Origin of the sequence: Sorangium sp. So ce1153 (assembly GCF_051521595.1) — a bacterium.
In the GTDB taxonomy this organism is placed as follows: domain Bacteria; phylum Myxococcota_A; class Polyangia; order Polyangiales; family Polyangiaceae; genus Sorangium.
This window is the reverse complement of the sequence record NZ_CP150361.1, coordinates 2,470,197-2,484,134: the sequence shown is the minus strand read 5'-3', so window position 1 is coordinate 2,484,134 and position 13,938 is coordinate 2,470,197. Positions and strand designations below refer to the sequence as shown.

Genomic DNA, 13,938 nt, shown 5'->3' with positions numbered 1-13,938 from the left:
GCCATGGCCGATCTCGTGTTCAGGGAGCAGTACACCGACGCGGTCGCCGTCCACATCACCGATCAGATGCGGGCAGGCCTCGACATCCTGACCGACGGCGACGCCCGCTTCGACATGGATGTCGGGGGCCGCTCCTGGTTCAGCTATCTGGCCGAGCGCATGGAGGGCATGGCAGATCCAGGCCTCCGGCCCCAGCCCTGGACGTCGCCGAGGGAGCGGGCCGCGGGCGATATCCTCCACGAGGTGATGGAGGCCCGCCTCCCCTTCTTCGTGCGCGGCCCGGTCGGCCGGGGAGGGCTGGAGTACGCGCGCGTCTGGAAGGCGGCGCAGCGCCTGACGAGCCGGCCCATGAAGTTCGGCACCTGCTGCGGCCAGCTCCTGGAGGTCGTCGTCCTCAACCAGCACTACGCGAACCGCCGTGAGCTCCTCTTCGCCATCGCCGACAGCCTCAATCAGGAGCTGCACGAGGTCGCCGACGCCGGGTGTCCCGTTGTCCAGCTCGAGGAGCCTCTGCTCCATTACGTCGCCGGACAGGACAAGGGGGCGGAGCTGACCACGGGGCTTTACATCGACGCTTTCAACCGCGAGGTCGCCGGGCTGCGCGCCAAGACCGAGGTCTGGGTGCACACCTGCTGGGGCAACCCGGCGGCGCAGCGGGTGGAGGTCGCGACGAGCGGCTACGAGAGCTCGCTGGAGCTGCTCGACCGGCTCGACGTCGACGTCATCACCTTCGAGGCCGCGAGCGACGGCGGCGCGGCGCTCCCGGCGATCGGCAAGGCCATCGGCAAGGACAAGAAGGTCTGCATCGGGGTCGTGCACCACCGCAGCCTCGAGGTGGAGACGCCCGAGCAGGTCGCGGCGCTCATCCGCAAGGCGCTCCGGTTCATCGAGCCGGAGCGGCTGATCCTCAGCAGCGATTGCGGCTTCGGTCGGCAGGGCATGAGCCGGATGCACGCGTTCCACAAGATGGTGTCCCTCGTGCGCGGGGCGAACATCGTCCGCCGCGAGCTCGGCCTCGACCCGGCGCCGTGCCTCGCGGCGGAGCAGCGCTATTCGATGCTCGTGTAGCGCGTGGGGGCGGGCCCTTCGAGAAAGTCCTTCGCGTCTGTGTAGACATCCGGTCGCCAATGGGCCGGCTACAGTCTCCAACGCCGCGCCGATGTCGCGGCGAGGAACCACAGACAGTAAGGAATCTAACATGACACAGAAGGCCACCACCTACAACCACGGCGTTCCGTGGGAAGACGGCTTCGGCGTCACCCAGGGTTACTGCGTCAACGGCACCATCTACATCTCGGGGCAGTTTTCCCACGACATGCAGGGCGCGTTCGTCGGCGAGGGCGACTTCGAGGCACAGGCCCGGAAGACGCTGGAGAACCTTGATCGGGTGCTGGCGGGATTCAACGTGACGAAGTCCAACATCGCCGAGATGATCATCTATCTCACGAACCCGAGCGAGCATTTCGAGCGGTGCGTCGGTATCTTCAAGGAATATGTGGGGCAGCATCGTCCAGCGGGCACGCTCATCGGCGTTTCGGGTCTGGCGTTCCCGCACCAGCTGATCGAGATCCGCGCCGTCGCGCACACCAGCTGACGCCGTCACGGCGGGCGACGCTTGAGGGCGCCGGGGTCGATCCCGCGCTGGTCGAGGACCCCTCCACCCGCGGTGCCCTCGACATCGTGATCCGCGCCTGGACGCCCCGTTGAGGGAATGATCGTCCGCCTACGAAGCTGCGGCCCACTCGAGCAGCACACGGCGGACGCGCTCGAGATGGTCAGTCTCGCGCACGATCTCCTGGTATCCCGGCAACGCGCCGACCCACTCCCGCATGCGCACGTTCGGCGCGTCGGTGAGGTACATCGTGGGAAGCCCCATGAGCGCGGGGCCATCCATGCCCGCGGTCGTGACGCCGAGCTGGCCGACGAGGCCGTGCGCTCGCTTCAGGTGCTCGAAGAACTGCAGCTGCGCCCGGCGCATGTCGAGCTGTCGAAAGGTGGGGTCCTTCCAGAAGAGGGTCATGTCGACCGCGCCCTCGGGGACCTGGCCGTCTAGCAGGGCGTCGCCGGTCAACACAGGCACGAGCCCGGTGCGTCGAACGAGGTTCGCCAGCTCCAGAAGCTCGGCGAGCGTCGTGTTCCGGTGCGGGTGGTGGAGCCCCTCGCGGATCCAGAGCAGCACCTTCCGCCGACATGGCTCTCCCGCCGGCGGTTCAGCGAGCCTGCGATCGACCCAGCCGGTCACCGATTCCGGAATCGGCGCGTCCCCGAGAAACGCCGCGCGGAGCCGCCGCTGGGCGGAGGACGGCTCGGCTTTGAAGGCGCGGGCGACGATCTCCGTCGTCTGCTTCATCGCGCGCGGGCGCGAGCGGTACGCCTGAAGGTGATCGCTCAGGCCTGCATCGCGGAGAAACGCCTCGGCTTGCGGTGTTACGGCCTTGCCTGGCTCGACCTGGATGGCAGCGCCCTCGAGGACGGCGGCTGCGGCGACGTACCACCCCTCGCCGAACGAGAAGCCGTTGTCCGTGTGGAACGTGTACGCGTGGTTTCGCTCGCCGATGATCTTGCGCGCCGCGCGGGCGGCGACCTCGGCCTTGTGAGCTGCCGCGCGCGCCGCGCGTGCGACTCTCGACCGGGGCGAGCCGGCCTCGAGCTCTGTGGCGCTGATCGCGGCCGCGCGGGCCGAGGCCTCCGCGCCGTCCGCGATCGCCTCCACGCGCCGCCAACCGTCGTCGCACGCTTCGCGCGTCGGCGCGCGCTGCGCGCTCAACGAGAGCTGCCCCGCCCCGTGAAGCGCGTCTTCCGCTCGCGCCGCGTGGGCCCTCGCCAGCGTCGAACGGGCGCCCATCCTCGTCGCGAGGATTCGCTCTCTTCCAGCGGCGAGCTCATGTTCCTGGAGGGCGGCGCGCTCCTGCTCGGCGGCGCCCAGCGCGCGATCGGCCTGCTCGATCGCGCGTTCGAGCAGGCGTCGGTAGCGCTCGCGCTGCCCCGGCGTGTGCAACGTCGTCGCCAGGGCGAGCGCGGCGTCGAGGCAGCTGGCGGCGTCGCGCTCGAGGTGCTGCGCGGCGAGCGTCTCGGCGGCAGCCGCCCCCACGCACGCCGGCTCGGGTTCTTCGGTCGTCATGATCTACGCCTCGAGGTCCGCCGCGGCCGACTCGTCATGCGTCTGCTCCTCCCGAACGCACCGTTGCGGTGCTCCGCGCCGTGCTGTACCACCGCGCGTCCAGCCTCGTCCCGCGTTGCCTTCCATGCCCTCTCCGCGCCTCACCAGCATCGCGCCTCCGCTCTTCGTCGTCATCTGGTCCACGGGGTTCATCGTCGCGCGGCTGGTGGCGCCTCACGCGGAGCCGCTCACCTTTCTCCTGGTGCGCTACGCGCTCGCCGGCCTCGTGCTGGCCTTCATCGCGCTCGTGGCGCGGGCGCGATGGCCGGGCTCGGCGCGGTCATGGCGGGACGGCCTCGTGGCCGGCGCCCTGCTGCACGGGTTCTACCTCGGCGGGGTGTTCTGGTCGGTGAAGCACGGGCTCCCGGCGGGCATCTCGGCCCTGGTCGCGGGGTTGCAACCGCTGGTCACGGCGGCGCTCGCCGGGCCGCTGCTGGGCGAGCGGGTCTCGCGGCGCCGCTGGCTCGGTATCGGGCTCGGCTTCCTGGGGGCCTGCCTCGTCGTGCTCCCGAAGCTCGGGGCCGGCGTGCCGCCGCTCCCGCTCGGGGTCGCGGTCGTGGGGATGCTGTCGATGACGCTCGGCACCCTCTGGCAGAAGCGCACGGGCGGCGAGGTCGACCTGCGGGTCAACGCCGTCATCCAGTACATCGGGGCCGCCCTCGTCACCTTGCCGCTGGTGCTGCTGGCCGAGCAGCGCCGGATGGAGCTCACGCTCCCGCTCTTCGCGGGGCTGCTCTGGGCGGTGTTCGGGCTCTCGATCGGGGCGGTCGGGCTCCTGCTCTACCTGATCCGGCAGGGCGCGGTGGTGGGCGTGGCGACGCTCCTCTACCTCGTGCCGCCGGTCGCGGCCCTCATGGCGTTCGGGCTCTTCGGCGAGACCCTGAGTCTGGTGCAGATTGCCGGAATGGCCCTCGCGGCAATCGGTGTTTACGGGGCCATGCGTCCGACCTGAGGCGCCGGCACTCCTGGCTAGCAGTCGAAGACGCCGGCGCCTCTCTCGATCTCGCCGAACGGGTCCACGAGCGCGCGCACGAGCACGCGCGCCGGGGCGCTCCGGATGCCCCTCGCCGCGCGCCAGGTCGCATACCGCAGCTCGCCCAGGAGGGCCCCCGCGAGCGGCGTGTAGACGAGATCGAGGGCCGAGGGGCGGACGCCGTTGGCCTCGTAGCCGTATTCCCAGAGGTGGGTGCCGGCGACGGCGAACGCCACCGCGGCCGGGGCGCTGAAGCGGCAAGTCCGGGCCCTCAGGTAGATCTCGCTCCCGAGCAGGCCGTGGCCCAACACGTTGATCGGCCAGGGGTCGTGATCCCACCGGAAGGCTGGCTGAGCGGCGTCGAAGAGCGGCGGCTTCGTGAACGCCTCGCCATAGTGGTATCCCCAGCGCTCCGGGCGGAAGTCGGCGAAGGGGTCGGGCCACAGCACCGCTTCCACGCTGCGGGTCACCGTGAACACGGCCAGCGAGTGCAGGATCGGCGGCGCCCAGGCCGGCTCGGCGCTCTCTGGCGCAGCGGCGCGCGCCTCGGCCGCGGCGCGAGGGCGCACGCCGGCGGTCTCCGGCACGGGCGCGCCCTCCGGGGGAAGTTCCGAATCAGCCCGCGGAGCGGCCGATTCCACCGGAGCAGCCGCCGTGGCCTGCCCGGCGCACGCGGCCGAGACGACGGCGAGGAGAGCGGCGGCGCACGTGCGGATCGGGCCCATCGGGGACAGCGGACGCGGCGCGCGCCGGGGGCGGCGGCCGGACGCGAGTCTAGCGCGGCGGCGAGCATCGCGCGCCAGGAGAACCGCGCGCCAGCTCCCCTCCCCGGTCGTGGCGTCCGCGACGCCGCGCTCATCCCCCGCCGATCGCCCGGGCCACGACGGCCGCGAGCGTCCGCGCCGCCTCCAGGAGCGCCGGCTCCGCGTGCGCGCCGAACCCCAGGATGAGCCCGGGCGCGCGCGGCGCCCCGGCGCGCGCCGCCGCGCTGCGCGAGAGCGGCAGCGCGTCCACGCCCCGCGCCGCGAGCGCCTGGACGACGGCGACGTCGTCCGCGCCCGCGGGCAGGTCGAGCGTCAGCACCGACCCCCCCGCCGGGGCGCGCGCCCGGACCGCGCCCGGCAGCAGGCGCCCGAGCTCCGCGAGCACGAGGTCGCGGCGGCGCCGCGTCGCCTGCTTCAGCTTCCGCAGGTGGCGCGCGAAGTGGCCCTCGTCGATGAAGTCGGCGAGCGCGGCCTGGAGCAGGTACGGCGGCGAGCGCGTCGACGCCGCGCGCACCCCGGCCACGGCGCGCACCAGCGCGGGCGGCACGATCATGAAGCCGAGGCGCAGGCCCGGGAACAGCGAGCGGCTGAACGACCCCACGTGGATCACGCGGTCCTTCGCGCCCTCGATGTCGAGGCCGAGGAGCGAGGGCAGCGGCGAGCCGTCGAACCGCAGCTCGCCCTCGTAGTCGATCTCGACCACGACCGCGCCCGCCCTGCCGGCCCATGAAAGGAGCTCGATGCGCCGCGGCAGCGTGAGCCGCGCCCCGGAGGGGAACGCGTAGGCCGGGGACACGAACGCGACCCGCGCGCGAGGAGCCCGGCGCGCGCCGACGTCGACGCGCACCCCGTCCTCGTCGACCGGGATCGGGACCAGCCGCGCGCCCGCCATGCGCACCGCCGCGCGCAGGGCGAGCGGCCCCGGGTCCTCCACCCAGGCGGCGTCGCCCGGGTCGAGCAGCGCGCGGCAGCACAGGTCGATCGCGGCCTGGGACCCCTCGGTGATGAACACCTGGTCGACCGTCGCGCGCACGCCGCGCGCCACCGCGACGTGGTGGAGCACGGCGCGCCGGAGCAGCGGCGCGCCCCGCGGATCGTCGAGCAGCGCGTCGGCGGCCGACATCGCGCGGAAGCGGCGCGCCAGGCACCGGTCGAGGATGCGCCACGGGAGGAGCTCGAGGTCCGGCAGGCCGACGCCGAAAGGGCGCGAGCGGGCGCGGCTCTCGAGGAGCGCGTCGAGCTTGTCCGGCGGCACCACCGCCGCGAGGCGCCGCGCGCTCTTCGACAGGCGCGGCGCGGACGCCGCGGGCTGGGCGCGCCCGGCGCCCTGCCACCCCGCGCGGGCCGGCACGTGCGCGACGACAGGCGCCCGGCGGGGGCGGACCACGATGGTGCCGTCCGCGGCCAGCGCCTCGTACGCCGCCACGGCGGTGTTGCGCGACACGCCGAGCTCCCGCGCGAGCTCGCGGGACGACGGCAGCAGGTGATCGGGCTGGAGGACGCCGTCGAGGACGGCGCGGCGCAGCTGCTCCACGAGCTGGGCGGCCAGGGTCGCGGGCGCGCCGCGCTGGAGGCGGAGGAAGGCGTGGGAGGCGGAGCGCGCTGGCACCATCGAAGTCCCCTGCGGTGGCCCTTTCCAGGGTGCCAGCTCCAGGTCACTGTGTCGACGAGGAGCACGCCATGCGCACCGAGGACGACCGCACCGCGCCGCCCACCGCTCGCCAGGGGCGGTCGCCCGCCGATGGCAAGACCGGCGAGCTGTCGTCGCGCATCGCGCGCCGCGCGGCCGAGGCGCACGCCGGGCAGCCGCTCGATCGCCTGCTGGCGGAGGACCTCCCGGGCAACGAGCTGACCACGCTGCTGCTCCACTCCCTGCGCCAGCGCGCGCTGCGGCGGAGCTTCGCCGACGTCCTCGACCACGCGGAGCGGGCGCCGATGACGCACGCCTCCGCCGCCGACGGCCGGCGCCTGCACGCCTTCGACGCGGCGGCGTTCGCGGCGGCGGCGGACTTCGAGGTGGTGGATCTCGCGCCGGTCGTCCCGCTCGGCGCCACCGCGTGCGCCGGCGTCGAGCCGAACAACGTGCTCGCGACGGTCCGCTTCGCCGAGGTCGCCGCGGACCCGACGACGGGGCTCGCGCTGCACGCGGCGCGGCGCCGGCGCGAGTCCCGGGGCGGCGAGGCGCTGCGGCTCTGCGCGAGCCAGCGCGTGCTGCGCATGCAGCCCACGAAGACGCCCGGCTTCACGCCGCACTTCCGCCTGTTCGCGCTCGCGACAGCCGCCCGCTCGCCGGGCCGGGGCGAGGACGACGCGTGCGAGCGGCGCGCCTTGCTCGAGCACCTGCTCGTCTGGGCCGATCTGGTCCGCGCGCTGCCTGGCGCCGGCTTCCGCGCGGCCGGGCTGCGCGTCGTCCTCTCCGACACGTCCCTCGTCCGGGCGAGTCTGGCCGCGCGCGGGCTCGACGCGGACGCGCTGGCGCGGCGGGCCAAGGCGCACGAGCCCGGGTCGACGGAGGCGGCCCTGCGCGAGGCCTCCGCCGATGATCTACCCCGCGCGGCCGCGGATCTCGCGGGGGCCGCGCGGTCGCTCGGCCTCGGGCCGGAGCTCCTCGCGCGGGCCGAGCGCTGGGCCGCCGAGGTGGTCGAGCCGCTCGCGCGCGCGCGGCCGGAGGTCGAGGTCGTCCACGATCTCGCGCGGCTGCAGGGGCTCGGCTACTACGCCGGGCCGTTCGTCCAGCTCCACGTCCGCCGGGACGACGGCCTCGAGCTGCCGGCCGGGGACGGCGGCGCGGTGCCGTGGCTCGGCGAGCTGCTCTCGAACCGTCGCGAGCGGATGGTCGCGACCGGCCTTGGGGCCGAGCTGCTCGTGAAGCTCTTCGATCGATCGACCACCCGAGCCGACGACGCTCGACCGGAGGAGACGACCCGATGATCCTCGAAATGCCCTCGCTCACGCTCCGCCCCTGGACGCCGGCCGACGCCGACGCGCTCGTGAAGAACGCGAACGACCGCCGCGTCTGGGCGAACCTCCGGGATCGGTTCCCGCACCCGTACACGCGCGAGGACGCCGAGGGCTGGATCGCCTTCTGCGCCGAGCACGCGCAGCCCGGCGAGGGCCTGGCGATCGTGGTGGACGGGGAGGTGGCCGGCGGGATCGGCCTCGAGCGCTTCGACGACGTGCACCGGCGCACCGCGGAGATCGGCTACTGGCTGGGCGCGCCCCACTGGGGCCGCGGGCTGGCCACCCAGGCGGTCGTCGCGCTGACCCGGTACGGGCTCGAGCAGCTCGGCCTCGAGCGCATCCAGGCCGGGGTCTTCGACTGGAACGGCGCGTCCGCCCGCGTGCTCGAGAAGGCGGGATACGCCTACGAGGGGCGGATGCGCCGTCACGTGGTGAAGGACGGGCGGGTGGGCGACGTCCTGCTCTACGCGCGCGTCCGCGAGGGAGGCGCGGCGGGCGGGGCCTGAGCCGCGCCGGGCCCCGGGGCTCCTGCTCAGGCCGGGTGCAGCGGCGCTCCCATCTCCGCCGCGGACGCCTCCTGCGCGGCCGGCTTCGCGAGCGGGAGCGTGAAGTAGAACCGGGCGCCGCGCCCGATCTCGCTCTCCACCCAGATGCGGCCGCCGTGCGCATCGACGATCCCCCTGGCGATGTAGAGCCCCAGCCCGGTGCCCTTCTTGCCTCGCGTCTCGTCCTTCCAGAACCGTTCGAAGATGCTCGGCAGGTTCTCGGGCGGGATCCCGGGCCCCGTGTCGGCGACGGTGAAGCGGGCCGTCGCCCCCTCCCGGTCCACCGAGAGGGTCACCTGACCGCCCTGGGGCGTGAACTTCAGCGCGTTCCCGAGGAGGTTCGACAGCACCTGGAGCACGCGCTCCCGCTCCGCGTGGATCACGAGCCCGGGCTCGCTCGCGCTCTGCTCGAGCCGCACCTGCCTGGATTCGGCGAGGGGCCCGAACATCTCCAGGGTCTCGCGGAGCAGGTCCTCCACCGCGCACGGCGCCGGCGTCACGGAGAACGTGCTCGCTTCCATGGTCGCCACGTCGAGCATGGATTTGATGAGCCGCTCCATCCGCCGGGTGACGTTCTCGATCGACGCCGCGTGCTGCCGTGTCTTCTCGGGGTCCGCTCCCTTCCGCACCAGCGCGGCCTTCATCATGATGGCGCCGAGCGGATTGCGCAGGTCGTGCGCCACGATGCCCATGAGCTCGTCGCGGGCGGCCAGCGCCTTGCGCGCGGCCTCGCGGGCTTCGCGCACCTGGTCGTACGATCGGCCGAGCCGCTTCGTGAAGTACAGCGCGATCCCGAGGCCAGCCAGCACCAGCAAGCCCAGCAGGCCATACAGCCGCCGTTCCAGCCGGACTCGTTCCATCTTTGCACGCGCGTAGTGGTCGTTGACGACGGCTTCCTTGTAGTCGACGAGGCGGCCGAGGGAGCGTTCGAGCTCACGGCGGAGCGGCCGCAGCTCCCTGTCGAACCGGCGCACGAGAGGGCTCATCTCCTCGGAACGCTGCCGGGCCGCGAACAGCTCTTCCTGGAGCCGGATGAGCTCCCTGGTCGCCTTGTCGATATCCGCTACCAGCTGGGAACCCATCGGGCTGAGCGGCAGGTCGCGAAGCGCGCGGACGTTCTCGCCAAGGCGCGCCCTCGAGTCCTCGATCTCCGTGAGGAGCTCTTGTTCTCCGGTGAGGAGATAGCCTCTGCCCTGGGACACGACGAGCTCGCTGCTCCAGCGGAGCCGCTCCACGAGCATGATCGTGTGCTCCTTGGCGCGGAGCCGGGCAATCTGAGCGTCTGCCACGGAGGAGAGGCGTCGAATCGAGAACGCCATGCCGACCGCGAGGAGCACGGTCAGGATGGCGTAGCCCATCTTCGCCGTGGCCTCGAAGCGCGTCCGCGTCGGCATGGCCGAGTTCCTTCCTGCTCCCGGTTCCCTCTCGAAAACTAGGCCAGGCAGCGCGATGAGCAAGGTGGCCGCGGAGCTGTGCCGGAGCAAACGTCGAGCGCCGGCGGCGAGCGGAAGCGCGCAGAAGCCAGGGCGATCGCGAGCACCCTGGAAATGGCGGAGCGCGCGTGGCGGCAGCGCCGCGGCGACCGCCCGCGGGCGCTCGCTGGCCGGCGCCGGCTGGCGAGCTCACCCCTTCTCGACGGTCTGGTAGGACAGGAGGACGACGCCGCTCCTGAACGTCTTTGTCGCCGTGAGCTTCAGGTCGAGCCTCTCCTTGAGCCCCTTGAAGATCGACCGACCATCGCCCAGGGCCACGGGGTTCACCATGATCGCGAACTCGTCGACCAGGCCCGCCTGCGCCAGCTGGGTCACGATGCTCCCGCTGCCCAGGACCGTCATGCTCTTCCCGGGCACCTCCTTCATCCGCTCATGGTGGGGAGGCGCACGTCCACGGATGACACGCATGCCTTCCTGGGTGTAAAGGATGCTTGTCATGGCCGACCGAGCTGCGAACCGGGTCCGCGAGCGGCGCGAGGCGCGCGGGCTGTCGCAGGTCGCGCTCGCGGAGCGCGCCAACCTCACGCGGCAGAGCGTGGGCGCCATCGAGGCGGGCCGCGCCACGCCGGCGGTCGACGTCGCGCTGCGCCTCGCGAGGGCCCTCGACTGCCAGGTCGAGGACCTCTTCGACGACACGCGCGCCCGTGGGGCGGCCGCCGTCACCGCCGAGGCCGACGCCCCTCGCGCGCGCGCGCCGGGTCGCGCCGCCATGGCGCGCATCGCGGGCCGCTGGGTCGCCTACCCGCTCGTCGAGGACGCGGCGCGGATGGCCGCGGACGGCATCGTGACCGCCGAGCGGCGCGGGAAGGCGGCCGTCGAGCCCCTCCGGGCGCTCGCCGAGGTGGAGGAGAACGTCGTGCTGATGGGCTGCGCCGCTGGCCTCGGGCTGCTCGCCGACCGGCTGAACACGAGGCCGGGGCCGGGCCGGTTCCTCTGGTTCCCCCGCTCGAGCACCGCGGCCCTCCAGGCGCTGGCGCGGCAGCGCGCCCACGTCGCGGGCGTTCACCTCGTCGACGCGCGCACGGGCGAGGCGAACGTCGCCGATGTCCGCCGGCTCGGCCACCGCGAGCCGATCGTCCTCATCACGCTGGCGCGCTGGGAGGCGGGCCTCGTGGTTCGTCGCGCGGAAGCGGGCCGCATCCGTGGCGTCGCCGACCTCGGCCGCCCCGGCCTGCGCCTCGCCGGCCGCGAGGCGGGCGCCGGCGCCCAGCGGCTCCTCGAGCGCGAGGTGCGCGCTCGCGGCCTGCCGCTCGAGCTCGCGCGCAAGCCGCAGCTGCGGGTCGCTGGCCACCTCGACGTCGCGCGCGCCGTGGCCATGGGCGCGGCGGACACGGGCGTGGCCACGCGCGACGCCGCGATGGCGTTCGGGCTCGGCTTCGTGACCCTGGCCGAGGAGCGTTACGACCTCGCGGTCCCGCGCGAGGCGCTCGCCGACGCCCGGGTGCAGCGCCTGCTGGACGTCCTCGTCTCGGGGGAGTTCCGCCGTGAGCTCTCGGCGCTCGGCTACGACGTCCGCCCGGCGGGCGAGCGGGTCGCCGAGGTCGGGGCGGCGTGATGGCGCGAGCGGAGGCATGGAGCATGCAGAACACACGGAACAGAGGCGTCGCGCCGATGCGCTGGGTCCAGGGGCGGCGTTCGCGGCTCTACCTGCTCGTGCTGGTGGCCGCGTGCCTCGCCCTCCTCGGCGGCTGCGAGCGCTCGGAGCCGGATCGAGCCCAGCGCGAGGACCGGCTCGTGGTCTTCGCCGCCGCCTCCCTCCGGGACGTGTTCACCGCGATGGGCGAGGATTTCAAGCGCTCTCATGCGGGCGTCGAGGTCACGTTCAACTTCGCCGGCACGCAGGAGCTCCGCACGCAGCTCGAGCAAGGCGCCGCGGCCGACGTGTTCGCCTCGGCCGATCAGCGCCACATGGCCGAACTCGTGAAGGCGCAGCGCGCGTCGAGTCCCGCCGTCTTCGCTCGCAACGAGCCCGTCATCGTCGTCGCGAAGGAGAGCGCCGGTGCGATCCGGGGGCTCGCCGATCTCCCCGCCGCGGACCGCATCGTCATCGGCGCACCGGAGGTCCCGATCGGCCGCTACACGCTGGAGATCCTCGATCGCGCGTCCCGGTCGATGGGCGCCGACTTCCGCGCGCGCGTCGAGGCGAAGGTCGTGTCGCGCGAGCTCAACGTGCGCCAGGTGCTGGCCAAGGTGCGCCTCGGGGAGGCCCAGGCCGGCGTCGTCTACCGGACGGACGCGCAGGCGGCGCAGGACGGCGTGTCGATCGTGGCGATCCCGCCCGACATCAACGTGATCGCCGAGTACCCGATCGCGGTCGTGGCCGGCGCCGCGCACCCCGGGCTGGCGCGCGCGTGGGTCGATCTCGTCCTCTCGGAGGCAGGGCAGAGCGCCTTGCGGCGCGCCGGGTTCCTCGGTCCTTCCGGGGGCGGCCCGGGCCCGTGAGCGCGCGCCTACGCGCGGAGCGGGGCGCCCTGGCCGCGGTGGGCGCGGTCCTCCTGGCGTTCCTGGCCGTCCCGGTCCTGGCCCTGTTCGCGACGGCCACGGCGGCGGACGTCGAAGAGGGGCTGCGCCACCCGCTCGTGTGGCCCGCGCTCCGCCTGAGCCTCGTCACGACCTCGGCGAGCCTCGTCCTCGTGGTGATCCTCGGGACGCCGCTCGCCTGGACGCTGGCGCGCGCGCGGGGGCGGCTCTCGCGGGCGCTGGAGGCGGCGGTGCAGCTGCCGATCGTGATCCCGCCCGCGGTCGCCGGGGTCGCGATGCTGCTCGCGTTCGGGCGGCGCGGGCTCCTGGCTGGCTGGCTCTACCCGGAGGGGTGGTCGGTGACGTTCACGACCCCCGCCGTGGTGATGGCCGAGGTGTTCGTCTCGGCGCCGTTCTTCGTGCAGGCGGCGGCGAGCGCGTTCCGGCGCATCGACCCGAGGCTCCTCGTCGTGGCGCGGACCTTCGGCGCGTCGCCGCTGCGGGTGTTCTTCCGCGTGGCGCTGCCGCTCTCGGCCCCGGGGCTCGTCGCGGGCGCGGCGATGAGCTGGGCCCGCTCCCTCGGCGAGTTCGGCGCGACGCTCATGTTCGCCGGGAACCTGCAGGGGGAGACGCAGACGCTGCCGCTCGCCATCTACACGGCGCTCGAGTCGGACATGCGCGCCGCGCAGGCGCTGTCGATCGTCCTTGTCGTCGTGGCGTTCGCGCTCCTCGTGTTCGTGCGGGCCGTGGCGCGGCGCTCCGCCGAGGCCCCCGAGGCGACGCGCTGATGGGCGCGGAGAGCCTGCGAGCCCGCGTTGTCGCGCGCGTCGGGCGGCTGCTGCTCGACGCGGCGATCGACACGGGCGGCGGGACGCTGGCGCTGGTGGGGCCGAACGGCGCCGGGAAGACGAGCCTGCTCTCGGTCCTGCTGGGCGTGCTGCCCGTGGAGCGGGGTCGGGTGGAGGTCGGAGCCGCGGTGCTCCTCGACACGGCGCGCGGGCTCGACGTGCCGGTCGAGGAGCGCCGGATTGGCTATGTGCCTCAGGATTATGCGCTGTTCCCGCACCTGAGCGTCCGTGAGAACGTCGAGTTCGCGGTGACGAGCGCGCCGCCGCGGCCGAGGGGCGCGGCCCGCGCCGAGCGCGTCGACGCGATGCTGAACGAGCTCGGCATCGCGGCCCACGCCGGGCGCCGGACGCAGGCGCTCTCCGGGGGCGAGAAGCAGCGTGTTGCTCTCGCGCGCGCCCTCTCCGTGAGCCCGCGCGCGCTGCTGCTCGACGAGCCGCTCGCCGCGCTCGACGTCCATTCTCGCCGCGAGGTCCGGGCGTTCCTCGCGGGCTACCTGCGCGCCCTCTCCATCCCGACCGTCGTCGTCACGCACGACGCGTCGGACGCGCGGCTCCTCGGGCACCGCATCGCCGTCCTCGAGGCGGGGCGCGTGACGCAGACCGGCACGTGGGACGAGCTCGCCGCCCGGCCGGCGTCGCGCTTCGTGGAGGAGCTCGTGGCGTCGGGGCGCGGCGGCGACTAGCCGCCTTTCTTCCGGATGGACCACGCCAGCCGGACCCAGGACACGAACAGG

The 13,938-nt window shown here is 73.8% G+C and carries 14 protein-coding genes; 9 read left to right on the top strand and 5 right to left on the bottom strand.

Translation table 11 applies throughout. The features are described 5' to 3' along the window. The first annotated feature begins 3 nt into the window (after positions 1-3). Together WME85_RS08620 and WME85_RS08615 are read left to right on the top strand one after the other, a co-directional pair. Complete coding sequence (locus WME85_RS08620; protein WP_437836936.1) at positions 4-1,068, top strand: hypothetical protein; 1,065 nt, start codon at positions 4-6, stop codon at positions 1,066-1,068. 130 nt (positions 1,069-1,198) lie between these two features. Continuing rightward, on the top strand, positions 1,199-1,594 hold the full coding sequence (locus WME85_RS08615; protein ID WP_436625879.1) for a RidA family protein: 396 nt from the start codon (positions 1,199-1,201) through the stop codon (positions 1,592-1,594). 129 nt (positions 1,595-1,723) lie between these two features. On the opposite strand, the gene WME85_RS08610 is transcribed toward WME85_RS08615, so the two are convergent. After that, entirely contained in the window at positions 1,724-3,121 is a 1,398-nt protein-coding gene (locus WME85_RS08610; protein ID WP_437836934.1) for a hypothetical protein, read from the bottom strand. Between the two features lie 124 nt (positions 3,122-3,245). On the opposite strand from WME85_RS08610, the gene WME85_RS08605 reads away from it, so the two are divergent. Continuing rightward, positions 3,246-4,112, top strand: a complete 867-nt coding sequence (locus WME85_RS08605) for a DMT family transporter (RefSeq protein ID WP_437836932.1) — start codon at positions 3,246-3,248, stop codon at positions 4,110-4,112. A 17-nt stretch (positions 4,113-4,129) separates the two neighbouring features. Here WME85_RS08605 and WME85_RS08600 read toward each other — a convergent pair whose 3' ends face one another. Both WME85_RS08600 and WME85_RS08595 read right to left on the bottom strand, forming a co-directional pair. After that, positions 4,130-4,720, bottom strand: a complete 591-nt coding sequence (locus tag WME85_RS08600) for a DUF3943 domain-containing protein (RefSeq protein WP_437836929.1) — start codon at positions 4,718-4,720, stop codon at positions 4,130-4,132. 268 nt (positions 4,721-4,988) lie between these two features. After that, a complete protein-coding gene (locus WME85_RS08595; RefSeq protein WP_437836927.1) occupies positions 4,989-6,509 on the bottom strand; it encodes a PLP-dependent aminotransferase family protein in 1,521 nt (506 codons plus the stop codon). Between the two features lie 68 nt (positions 6,510-6,577). On the opposite strand from WME85_RS08595, the gene WME85_RS08590 reads away from it, so the two are divergent. Further along, on the top strand, positions 6,578-7,828 hold the full coding sequence (locus WME85_RS08590; RefSeq protein WP_437836925.1) for a hypothetical protein: 1,251 nt from the start codon (positions 6,578-6,580) through the stop codon (positions 7,826-7,828). Then, positions 7,825-8,364: a GNAT family N-acetyltransferase gene (locus WME85_RS08585; protein WP_437836923.1), complete on the top strand. Its 540-nt coding sequence runs from the start codon at positions 7,825-7,827 to the stop codon at positions 8,362-8,364. The genes WME85_RS08590 and WME85_RS08585 overlap by 4 nt, the downstream gene beginning before the upstream one ends. Positions 8,365-8,390: 26 nt before the next feature. Here WME85_RS08585 and WME85_RS08580 read toward each other — a convergent pair whose 3' ends face one another. Both WME85_RS08580 and WME85_RS08575 read right to left on the bottom strand, forming a co-directional pair. Further along, entirely contained in the window at positions 8,391-9,797 is a 1,407-nt protein-coding gene (locus WME85_RS08580; protein ID WP_437836921.1) for a sensor histidine kinase, read from the bottom strand. A gap of 228 nt (positions 9,798-10,025) precedes the next feature. Next, on the bottom strand, positions 10,026-10,262 hold the full coding sequence (locus WME85_RS08575; RefSeq protein ID WP_437836919.1) for a dihydrofolate reductase family protein: 237 nt from the start codon (positions 10,260-10,262) through the stop codon (positions 10,026-10,028). Positions 10,263-10,332: 70 nt separating this feature from the next. Here WME85_RS08575 and WME85_RS08570 point away from each other — a divergent pair, with 70 nt between their 5' ends. Genes WME85_RS08570 through WME85_RS08555 form a run of 4 tightly spaced genes read left to right on the top strand, consistent with a single transcriptional unit; the run spans position 10,333 to position 13,887 of the window. Next, entirely contained in the window at positions 10,333-11,451 is a 1,119-nt protein-coding gene (locus tag WME85_RS08570; protein ID WP_437836916.1) for a substrate-binding domain-containing protein, read from the top strand. A 23-nt stretch (positions 11,452-11,474) separates the two neighbouring features. Further along, entirely contained in the window at positions 11,475-12,338 is an 864-nt protein-coding gene (gene modA / locus WME85_RS08565; protein WP_437836914.1) for a molybdate ABC transporter substrate-binding protein, read from the top strand. Further along, the gene (locus WME85_RS08560; RefSeq protein ID WP_437836912.1) at positions 12,335-13,144 is read left to right on the top strand and encodes an ABC transporter permease; all 810 of its coding nucleotides are present in this window, start codon (positions 12,335-12,337) and stop codon (positions 13,142-13,144) included. Before modA ends, WME85_RS08560 begins: the two co-directional genes overlap by 4 nt. Next, positions 13,144-13,887, top strand: a complete 744-nt coding sequence (locus WME85_RS08555) for an ABC transporter ATP-binding protein (protein ID WP_437836910.1) — start codon at positions 13,144-13,146, stop codon at positions 13,885-13,887. Before WME85_RS08560 ends, WME85_RS08555 begins: the two co-directional genes overlap by 1 nt. Positions 13,888-13,938 lie beyond the last annotated feature (51 nt).

Bases quoted from the DNA above. Each gene is read 5' to 3' on its own strand.
- WME85_RS08620 (WP_437836936.1), top strand. From the start codon at position 4: ATGGCCGATCTCGTGTTCAGGGAGCAGTACACCGACGCGGTCGCCGTC.
- WME85_RS08615 (WP_436625879.1), top strand. From the start codon at position 1,199: ATGACACAGAAGGCCACCACCTACAACCACGGCGTTCCGTGGGAAGAC.
- WME85_RS08610 (WP_437836934.1), bottom strand. From the start codon at position 3,121: ATGACGACCGAAGAACCCGAGCCGGCGTGCGTGGGGGCGGCTGCCGCC.
- WME85_RS08605 (WP_437836932.1), top strand. From the start codon at position 3,246: ATGCCCTCTCCGCGCCTCACCAGCATCGCGCCTCCGCTCTTCGTCGTC.
- WME85_RS08595 (WP_437836927.1), bottom strand. From the start codon at position 6,509: ATGGTGCCAGCGCGCTCCGCCTCCCACGCCTTCCTCCGCCTCCAGCGC.
- WME85_RS08590 (WP_437836925.1), top strand. From the start codon at position 6,578: ATGCGCACCGAGGACGACCGCACCGCGCCGCCCACCGCTCGCCAGGGG.
- WME85_RS08585 (WP_437836923.1), top strand. From the start codon at position 7,825: ATGATCCTCGAAATGCCCTCGCTCACGCTCCGCCCCTGGACGCCGGCC.
- WME85_RS08580 (WP_437836921.1), bottom strand. From the start codon at position 9,797: ATGCCGACGCGGACGCGCTTCGAGGCCACGGCGAAGATGGGCTACGCC.
- WME85_RS08575 (WP_437836919.1), bottom strand. From the start codon at position 10,262: ATGAAGGAGGTGCCCGGGAAGAGCATGACGGTCCTGGGCAGCGGGAGC.
- WME85_RS08570 (WP_437836916.1), top strand. From the start codon at position 10,333: ATGGCCGACCGAGCTGCGAACCGGGTCCGCGAGCGGCGCGAGGCGCGC.
- modA (WP_437836914.1), top strand. From the start codon at position 11,475: ATGCAGAACACACGGAACAGAGGCGTCGCGCCGATGCGCTGGGTCCAG.
- WME85_RS08555 (WP_437836910.1), top strand. From the start codon at position 13,144: ATGGGCGCGGAGAGCCTGCGAGCCCGCGTTGTCGCGCGCGTCGGGCGG.